We start from the raw sequence: 7,484 nt of genomic DNA on the forward strand, positions 1-7,484 counted from the left end.
GCCGTGGACGAACTGGGCCTCGGTCCGTCGGACGTCGAACTGGCCCTCGACCCCGACCTGCCCCCGCTGCACGCCGACCCGGTGCTGCTCCTGCGCGTGCTGGTCAACGTGATCGCCAATGCGCACCGGCACTCCCCGGATGACACCCGGGTCATCGTGTCCACGAGCGCCCTCGGTGATCGGGCCGAGATCCGCATCATCGACCGCGGAGAAGGCGTCTCGCCTGAGCGGCGCGACCGCATCTTCCAACCGTTCCAGCGATTCGGCGACACCGACAACACGACAGGACTCGGGCTCGGACTCGCCCTGTCGCGCGGGTTCACCGAAGGGATGGGCGGTACCCTGACACCCGAGGACACTCCTGGTGGAGGCCTCACCATGGTCATTTCCCTGCCGCTGGCTGCAGGACCCCGCGACACGGAGGGCACGGAGTGAAGCTCCTCATCGCCGACGACGACCCGCAGATGGTATCGATGCCGTACTGCATCACCGGGTTCCAGTACGTCATCACCAGGACGGGGACGTCGGTGGCCGCGGTGATCGCGCGGATCGCGGTGAAGAGGTCGGCCACCCGGAAGCCCGCGGCCAGTGCTTTGGTCGTCGCCTCCTGGATGATTGCGCCGTCCATCACAGGGTCGCTGTAGGGCGGGCCGAGCTCGATGATGTCGACGCCGTTCTCGGCGAGGGCGATGGCCGCCTGGATGCTCGTCTCGAGGTCGGGGAAGCCGACGGGGAGGTACCCGACGAAGGCGCTGCGGCCGGCGTCCTGGGCGCGCTGGATCGCCTGTTCGACACGGCTCATAGCTGCGGCTCCCCCTTCGCGGCCAGTTCTTCCTCTTCGCTCTCCGCGGAGACGTCGTGTGCCAGAGCAGCCTCGTCGTAGAGCTGGAAGTAGCGGGCTGCGGTGTCCATGTCCTTGTCGCCTCGGCCCGACAGGCAGATCGCGATCAGTCCATCGGAGCCGAGATCGCGCCCGATGCGCAGCGCGCCGGCGAGGGCGTGGGCCGACTCGATGGCCGGGATGATCCCCTCGGTGCGGCTGAGCAGGCGCAGTGCCTGCATCGCCTCGTCATCGGTGGCCGGGATGTACTCGGCCCGCCCGATGTCGGCGAGCCAGGAGTGCTCCGGACCGACGCCCGGGTAGTCGAGCCCGGCGGAGATCGAGTGCGACTCGACCGTCTGGCCGTCCGCATCCTGGAGGACGTACGTCTTCGCGCCGTGCAGCACGCCGGGGCGCCCGCGCTCAATCGACGCCGCGTGCTTGTCGGTGTCGACGCCATCGCCGGCGGCTTCGACGCCGTAGAGCTTGACGCCCTCGTCGTCGAGGAACGCGTCGAACATGCCGATCGCGTTGGATCCACCGCCGACGCAGGCCACGACCGCGTCGGGAAGCCGACCCACCTCGTCGAGCAGCTGGGCGCGGGCCTCTTCGCCGATGATCTTCTGGAAGTCGCGGACCATCGCGGGGAACGGGTGCGGTCCCGCCGCGGTGCCGAAGATGTAGTTGGTGGTCTCCACCGACGCCACCCAGTCGCGATAGGCGTCGTTGATCGCGTCCTTGAGCGTGCGCGAACCTGAGGTCACCGGAACGACCTCAGCGCCCAGGAGGCGCATGCGCGCCACGTTGAGCGCCTGACGCTCGGTGTCGACCTCGCCCATGTAGATGGTGCAGTCCAGGCCGAACAGGGCGGCTGCGGTCGCGGTGGCGACGCCGTGCTGACCGGCACCGGTCTCGGCGATCACACGGGTCTTGCCCAGGCGCTTGGTCAGCAGCGCCTGACCGAGCACGTTGTTGATCTTGTGCGAGCCGGTGTGGTTCAGATCCTCGCGCTTGAGGAAGACGCGCGCACCACCGGCGTGCTCGGCGAACCGCGGCACCTCGGTGATCGCGGACGGGCGGCCGGCGTACGAGCTGAGCAGATGCGCCAGCTCGGACCGGAACTCCGGATCGGCGATCGCCTCCTCGTACGCCGCGGTCAGCTCATCGATCGCGGCGATGAGCGACTCGGGCATGAAACGCCCGCCGAACTCACCGAAGAAGGGGCCGTGCTGGTCGCGCAGGCTCATCATGCCTCCAGGAAACGCTTGAGAGTGGCGACGGGGTCGCCGGTCACGAGCGCCTCGCCGATCAAGACGACGTCAGCACCCGCGGAACGGTAGTGCACGACATCGGCAGGCGTGAGCACCGCCGACTCGGCGATCTTCACCGCCGTGTCGGGGATGCGCTCGACCAGGCGTCCGAACAGGTCGCGGTCGAGTTCGAGGGTCTTGAGGTCGCGCGCGTTCACCCCGATGAGCGGTGCACCCAGGTCGATCGCGGCTTCGAGCTCCTCGGCGGAATGCGTCTCGACGAGGGGGGTCATGCCCAACTCGCCGATGAAACCGTAGAGGTCGCGCAGAACGTCGGGTTCGAGCCCCGCGACGATCAGCAGGACGAGGTCGGCACCCGCCGCACGTGCCTCGAGCACCTGGTAGCGGGTGGCGATGAAGTCCTTGCGCAGCACCGGAAGCGACACCCGGGCCGTCACGGCCTCGAGGTCTGCGAGGCTGCCGCCGAAGCGGCGCTCCTCCGTGAGCACGCTGATCGCCGATGCCCCGCCGGTCTCGTAGAGAGAGGCCTGGAGAGCCGGATCGGGGATCTCTGCGAGAGCTCCCCTGGACGGGCTCGCCCGCTTGACCTCGGCGATGATCTTGACACGATCCGCCGGTGCCAGGAACGACAGTGCGTCCTTGGCGGCGGGGCGCGCGAGCGCTTCTCGTTCGAGGGCGGCCAGCGGGCGCGACAGGGCGCGACGCTCAGCGTCTGCGACAGCGCCGGCCGTCAGGTCGGCGAGCACCATTAGTGCGCCTTCGGAGCGTACTTCGGACCCTTCACGCCGTAGCCGGCCTTCGCGAGCACCCAGCCGACGATCGCGCCGATCGGGATGAGCGCGACCGAGGCGACGACGAGGGCAGGCTGCTCGAAGCAGAAGGCGACGGTGCCGGCGGCGACGCCGACCAGCATGATCACGACGGCGGTCCAGGCTGCAGGCGAGTGTCCGTGGCCGGGGTCGGCGATCGGGTTGGTCATGTTCTCCTCCGGGGGACGACGTGCAGTTCGGAATCAGTCTATCGGGGTCAACGGGTCGGATCTGTTCCCCGGGACAGCTCGTCCCAGGAATCCACGGCGTCGACGGGGCCATCGTGCGCGACCTCGACGTGGTCGGTGCGGTAACGCCGGCCTCCGACCGTCCACCCACGCCAGGTCATCAGGACCACCACGGAGGAGAGAAGCAGGAGGGCCCAGCCCACCAGAGCGATGAAAGGCCATGCCGAGGGCACGATGCTCACCACGACTTCACGGACCGCGTCACCACCGGCGAGGCCGGTCACCTCGGTGACCGTGGCGGCGACGGCGTCGAAGGGCTCGGCGAGCAGCAGCTGGAGTGTCGACCAGCCCAGGAACAGAGCCGTCGCCCCCGCGAGCACGCCGAACACCAGACGGACGACCTTGCCGGAGATCGACAGCGCGGCGCCGAGCGCCAACACCGCCAGGCTGAGCGGGGCGAGCAGCACCAGGGCGGACGCGCCGGGGACCAGGATCGCCTCGCCCGCGTCGGCGCGTTCGACCGTCAGCCATGTCTGGGTCGACGAGATGATGCCGATCGCACCGGCGAGGAGGAAACCGGAGACGGACAGGGAGCGGCCCCGCTGCGCGAAGGTCATGACTGCTCCGTCCCGGTGAGGGCCTGGAGATCGTTGGCGTCGAAACAGGTGCGCGTTCCGGTGTGACAGGCGGGACCGGTCTGCGCCACGAGGAGCAGGATCGCATCCCCGTCGCAGTCCAGACGGGCCTCACGCACGACCTGGATGTGACCGGACGTGTCACCCTTGCGCCAGTACTCCTGACGCGAGCGCGACCAGTACGTGGCTCGCCCGGACGTGAGCGTGCGGCGGAGGGCCTCCGCATCGACCCACGCGAGCATGAGCACGTCGTGCGTGTCCCACTGCTGCACGATCACGGGCGCGAGTCCGTCGGCGTTGAAGGCGACCTGGGCGATGCGCTCGTCCACGGAAGTCGCCTGCGTGTCTGCGTCGGTCATCGTACGAGCACCCCTTCGGCGCGAAGAGCGTCCTTGACGTCTCCGACGGTGAGCGCACCGGTGTGGAAGACGCTCGCCGCGAGGACGGCATCCGCACCGGCCTTGATCGCCGGAGCGAAGTCGGCAGCCCGCCCGGCGCCTCCCGAAGCGATGACCGGCACGGAGGCGGCCTCCCGCATCAGGCGGACGAGTTCCAGGTCGAAGCCGTCACGCGTGCCGTCGGCATCGATCGAGTTCACGAGCAGTTCGCCGGCACCGCGTTCCGCGGCCTCGCGCGCCCAGTCGAGGGCATCGAGGGTGGTCTGGGTACGGCCCCCGTGCGTGGTCACCACGAAGCCCGAACGCGTGGTGGGGGCCCGCTTCACGTCGAGGGACAGCACGAGCACCTGCGCACCGAACCGATCGGCGATCTCGCCGATGAGTTCCGGACGCGCGATCGCAGCCGAGTTGACCCCGATCTTGTCGGCGCCGACGGAGAGCAGACGTGCCACGTCGTCGACGCTGCGCACTCCCCCGCCGACGGTCAGCGGTACGAACACCTGTTCCGCCGTGCGCTGGACGACGTCGTAGGTCGTCGCCCGCGCATCCACGGTCGCGGTGACGTCGAGGAAGGTGATCTCATCCGCACCCTGCGCGGCATAGTGCCGGGCGAGTTCGACGGGATCGCCCATGTCGCGGAGATTCTCGAAGTTGACGCCCTTGACGACACGGCCGTCGGCCACGTCGAGACACGGGATGACACGGCTGGCGAGCGTCATCACAGCCTCGCGTTGTGGATCGCGGTGACCAGGATGGCCCGCGCACCGAGCGCGTAGAGCGCGTCCATCACGGGGTTGACGCGCGAGCGCGCGACCATCACCCGCACCGCCACCCACTCGGGGTCGCGCAGCGGTGAGACGGTCGGAGACTCGACGCCGCCGGCGATCTTCACGGCGTCGTCCAGGAGAGCGACGGGCAGGTCGTAGTCGATCATCACGAAGCGACGAGCGACCATCACACCGCGAAGGCGGCGAAGGAGCGTCTCCGCGCCCTCGGCATCGACGGGACCGGCGATGAGCACGGCCTCCGACTCCAGGATAACGGGACCGAACACCTCGAGCCCGGCCTGACGCAGCGTCGTTCCGGTCTCGACGACATCGGCCACCGCGTCGGCGACGCCGAGGCGGACCGCGGATTCCACGGCGCCGTCGAGCGGCACCAGATCGACCGCGATGTCGCGCTCGTCGAGGAACGCGTCGACCAGTCCCGGATACGACGTGGCGATGCGCAGGCCGTCGAGCTCGGTCACATCCGTGTAGCGCCCCGTCGGAGCGGCGAAGCGGAAGGTGGAGCCGGCGAAGCCGAGCGCTTCGATCTCCCGAGCGCCGGGCATACGCGCGTCGAGCAGGAGATCACGACCGGTGATGCCCACATCGATCGCGCCGGAGCCGACGTAGGTCGCGATGTCCTTGGGCCGGAGGAAGAAGAACTCCACGTCGTTCTCGGCGTCGATGACGTGCAGGGTCTTGGGGTCGCGTCGACCGGCGTAGCCCGCCTCGGCGAGCATGTCGGCGGCGGTCTCGGAGAGCGAGCCCTTGTTGGGAACAGCGATGCGCAGCATGGAGTGCTTTCAGTTCGAGGTGATCGGAACGGAGCGCATCACAGATGTCGGTAGACGTCCTGCAGGCTGATGCCCTTGGCGAGCATCATCACCTGGACGTGATAGAGCAGCTGCGAGATCTCCTCGGCGGCGGCTTCGTCGGACTCGTACTCGGAAGCCATCCACACCTCGGCGGCTTCTTCCACGATCTTCTTGCCGATCGTGTGCACACCGCCGTCGAGCTCGGCGACCGTTCCCGATCCCTCAGGGCGGGTCTCGGCCTTGACGCTGAGCTCGGCGAACAGCTCGTCGAAAGTCTTCACGCTTCCAGGCTAGCGGCTCTGGCGAGGTCTCTCAGCCGGGTGACGGCCGCCTCGACATCATCGGCGCCGTACACGGCCGAACCCGCCACGAAGGTGTCGGCACCCGCGGCGGCCGCGATCTCGATGGTGCGATCGGAGATGCCCCCGTCGACCTGGAGCCAGATCTGGGATCCTCTCCGACGCGCCTCCTCGGCGAGAGCGCGAAGTTTCGGCATCGTCTCCGGCATGAAGCTCTGTCCACCGAAACCGGGTTCGACGGTCATCACGAGGATCTGATCGAACTCGTCGAGCACGTCGTAGAGGGATTCCACGGGCGTCGCGGGCTTCACCGCGACTCCGGCCCGAGAGCCGATCTCGCGGAGCCGGCGCGCCAGCGCGACGGGGTCGTCCGCGGCCTCGAGATGGAAGGTGACGCTCGCCGCGCCGATCTCCGCGTACTCGGGAGCCCATCGCTCGGGATCCGTGATCATGAGGTGCACATCGAGCGGGATCGGGCTGGTCGCCTGGATGCGCTCGACCATCTGCGGACCGAACGTCAGGTTGGGGACGAAGTGATTGTCCATCACGTCGACATGCACGAAGTCAGCGGTCGCGATCCGGGCGAGATCCGCCTGCATGTTCACGAAGTCGGCGGCGAGGATGCTCGGGTTGATGCGCGGGGCGCGAGGCAGTTCCACGGTCCTAGTCTTCCTTCCCTGATGGAGTGTTCTCCGTTGCGGTGCGCTGCAGGAGCGCGAGGAACATGGCATCCGTCCCGTGGCGGTGCGGCCAGAGCTGAGCACTGCCCGAACCCGTCCGGCCTTCGTCGGCCAGATCGATCGGCGAGCGAGCGACGTCGGCGATCGCCGCACGGGCGTCGAGCTCGACGATGTCCGCGCGGTCGCGCAGCACCTCCTTCACGACCCCTGTGGTTTCGGCGAGGTGTGGCGAGCACGTGACGTAGGCGACGATCCCGCCGGGGGCGAGAGCGTCCAGGGCCGCCGAGAGCAGCTCCACCTGGAGCGGTACCAGTTCGGCGACATCGGCCGGAGACTTCCGCCACCGCGCCTCAGGGCGACGGCGCAGTGCGCCCAGGCCCGTGCAGGGAGCATCGACGAGGATACGGTCGAACTCCCCCGGCCGAGCCGACGCGAGTGCACGCCCGTCCTGCTCGTGCACGACGATCTCGCCGGGTACGGCTCTGAGCGCCTTGCGCACCAGTCGCGCCCGGACCGGGACGATCTCGTTCGCTTCCAGAGTGACCTCGTGCTCGTGCGCCACTGCGGCCAGGAGAGCGGTCTTACCGCCGGGGCCGGCGCACAGATCGAGCCAGCGCTCGCCGGCGGTGATCGGAGCGGCACCGGCCAGGGCGAGCGCCACGAGCTGGGACCCCTCGTCCTGCACGCGCACCGTGCCACCGGAAGCCTCAACCGCACGACGCGGATCGCCCCCGGGAGACACGAAGGCCGTCGATGCGTAGGGAAGGCGGGGTTCCCCCGGCTCGGCCAGCCCCGGAAGGGC

The 7,484-nt window shown here is 69.0% G+C and carries 11 protein-coding genes and 1 pseudogene; 1 reads left to right on the forward strand and 11 read right to left on the reverse strand.

Features of this window, described 5'->3' with window-relative positions; translation table 11 throughout:
* Window positions 1–435: sensor histidine kinase KdpD (locus tag KZA10_RS04670; RefSeq protein WP_256934429.1), on the forward strand; the 435-nt coding region annotated here is incomplete at its 5' end.
* 34 nt (window positions 436–469) lie between these two features.
* On the opposite strand, the pseudogene KZA10_RS04675 reads toward KZA10_RS04670, so the two are convergent.
* The 11 genes and pseudogenes from KZA10_RS04675 to KZA10_RS04725 form a co-directional block, all read right to left on the reverse strand.
* Window positions 470–802 (reverse strand): annotated as a pseudogene (locus KZA10_RS04675) (tryptophan synthase subunit alpha); the annotation flags it as partial.
* Window positions 799–2,067 carry a tryptophan synthase subunit beta gene (gene trpB, locus KZA10_RS04680; RefSeq protein WP_218682303.1) on the reverse strand — a complete coding sequence of 423 codons (1,269 nt, stop codon included), beginning with the start codon at window positions 2,065–2,067 and terminating at the stop codon, window positions 799–801. The gene trpB and the pseudogene KZA10_RS04675, both read right to left, overlap by 4 nt.
* Entirely contained in the window at window positions 2,067–2,837 is a 771-nt protein-coding gene (trpC, locus tag KZA10_RS04685) for an indole-3-glycerol phosphate synthase TrpC (protein WP_218682304.1), read from the reverse strand. Before trpC ends, trpB begins: the two co-directional genes overlap by 1 nt.
* A 2-nt stretch (window positions 2,838–2,839) precedes the next feature.
* Window positions 2,840–3,070: an HGxxPAAW family protein gene (locus tag KZA10_RS04690; protein ID WP_017830578.1), complete on the reverse strand. Its 231-nt coding sequence runs from the start codon at window positions 3,068–3,070 to the stop codon at window positions 2,840–2,842.
* A 47-nt stretch (window positions 3,071–3,117) separates the two neighbouring features.
* On the reverse strand, window positions 3,118–3,705 hold the full coding sequence (locus tag KZA10_RS04695) for a Trp biosynthesis-associated membrane protein (protein ID WP_218682300.1): 588 nt from the start codon (window positions 3,703–3,705) through the stop codon (window positions 3,118–3,120).
* Window positions 3,702–4,082 (reverse strand): phosphoribosyl-AMP cyclohydrolase, encoded by a 381-nt coding sequence (hisI, locus tag KZA10_RS04700; RefSeq protein WP_218682301.1) that lies wholly within the window; start codon window positions 4,080–4,082, stop codon window positions 3,702–3,704. Before hisI ends, KZA10_RS04695 begins: the two co-directional genes overlap by 4 nt.
* The gene (hisF, locus tag KZA10_RS04705) at window positions 4,079–4,840 is read right to left on the reverse strand and encodes an imidazole glycerol phosphate synthase subunit HisF (RefSeq protein ID WP_055868143.1); all 762 of its coding nucleotides are present in this window, start codon (window positions 4,838–4,840) and stop codon (window positions 4,079–4,081) included. Before hisF ends, hisI begins: the two co-directional genes overlap by 4 nt.
* Complete coding sequence (gene hisG, locus KZA10_RS04710) at window positions 4,840–5,682, reverse strand: ATP phosphoribosyltransferase (RefSeq protein WP_055872502.1); 843 nt, start codon at window positions 5,680–5,682, stop codon at window positions 4,840–4,842. Before hisG ends, hisF begins: the two co-directional genes overlap by 1 nt.
* A gap of 38 nt (window positions 5,683–5,720) precedes the next feature.
* Window positions 5,721–5,984, reverse strand: a complete 264-nt coding sequence (locus KZA10_RS04715; protein ID WP_017830573.1) for a phosphoribosyl-ATP diphosphatase — start codon at window positions 5,982–5,984, stop codon at window positions 5,721–5,723.
* Entirely contained in the window at window positions 5,981–6,661 is a 681-nt protein-coding gene (gene rpe, locus KZA10_RS04720; protein WP_141386739.1) for a ribulose-phosphate 3-epimerase, read from the reverse strand. The genes KZA10_RS04715 and rpe overlap by 4 nt, the downstream gene beginning before the upstream one ends.
* A 4-nt stretch (window positions 6,662–6,665) precedes the next feature.
* Window positions 6,666–7,484, reverse strand: an 819-nt coding sequence (locus KZA10_RS04725; RefSeq protein ID WP_218682302.1) for an RsmB/NOP family class I SAM-dependent RNA methyltransferase, incomplete at its 5' end; no start/stop codon positions are given.

It is taken from the genome of Microbacterium sp. BF1 (assembly GCF_019279095.1).
In the GTDB taxonomy this organism is placed as follows: Bacteria; Actinomycetota; Actinomycetes; order Actinomycetales; family Microbacteriaceae; genus Microbacterium; species Microbacterium maritypicum.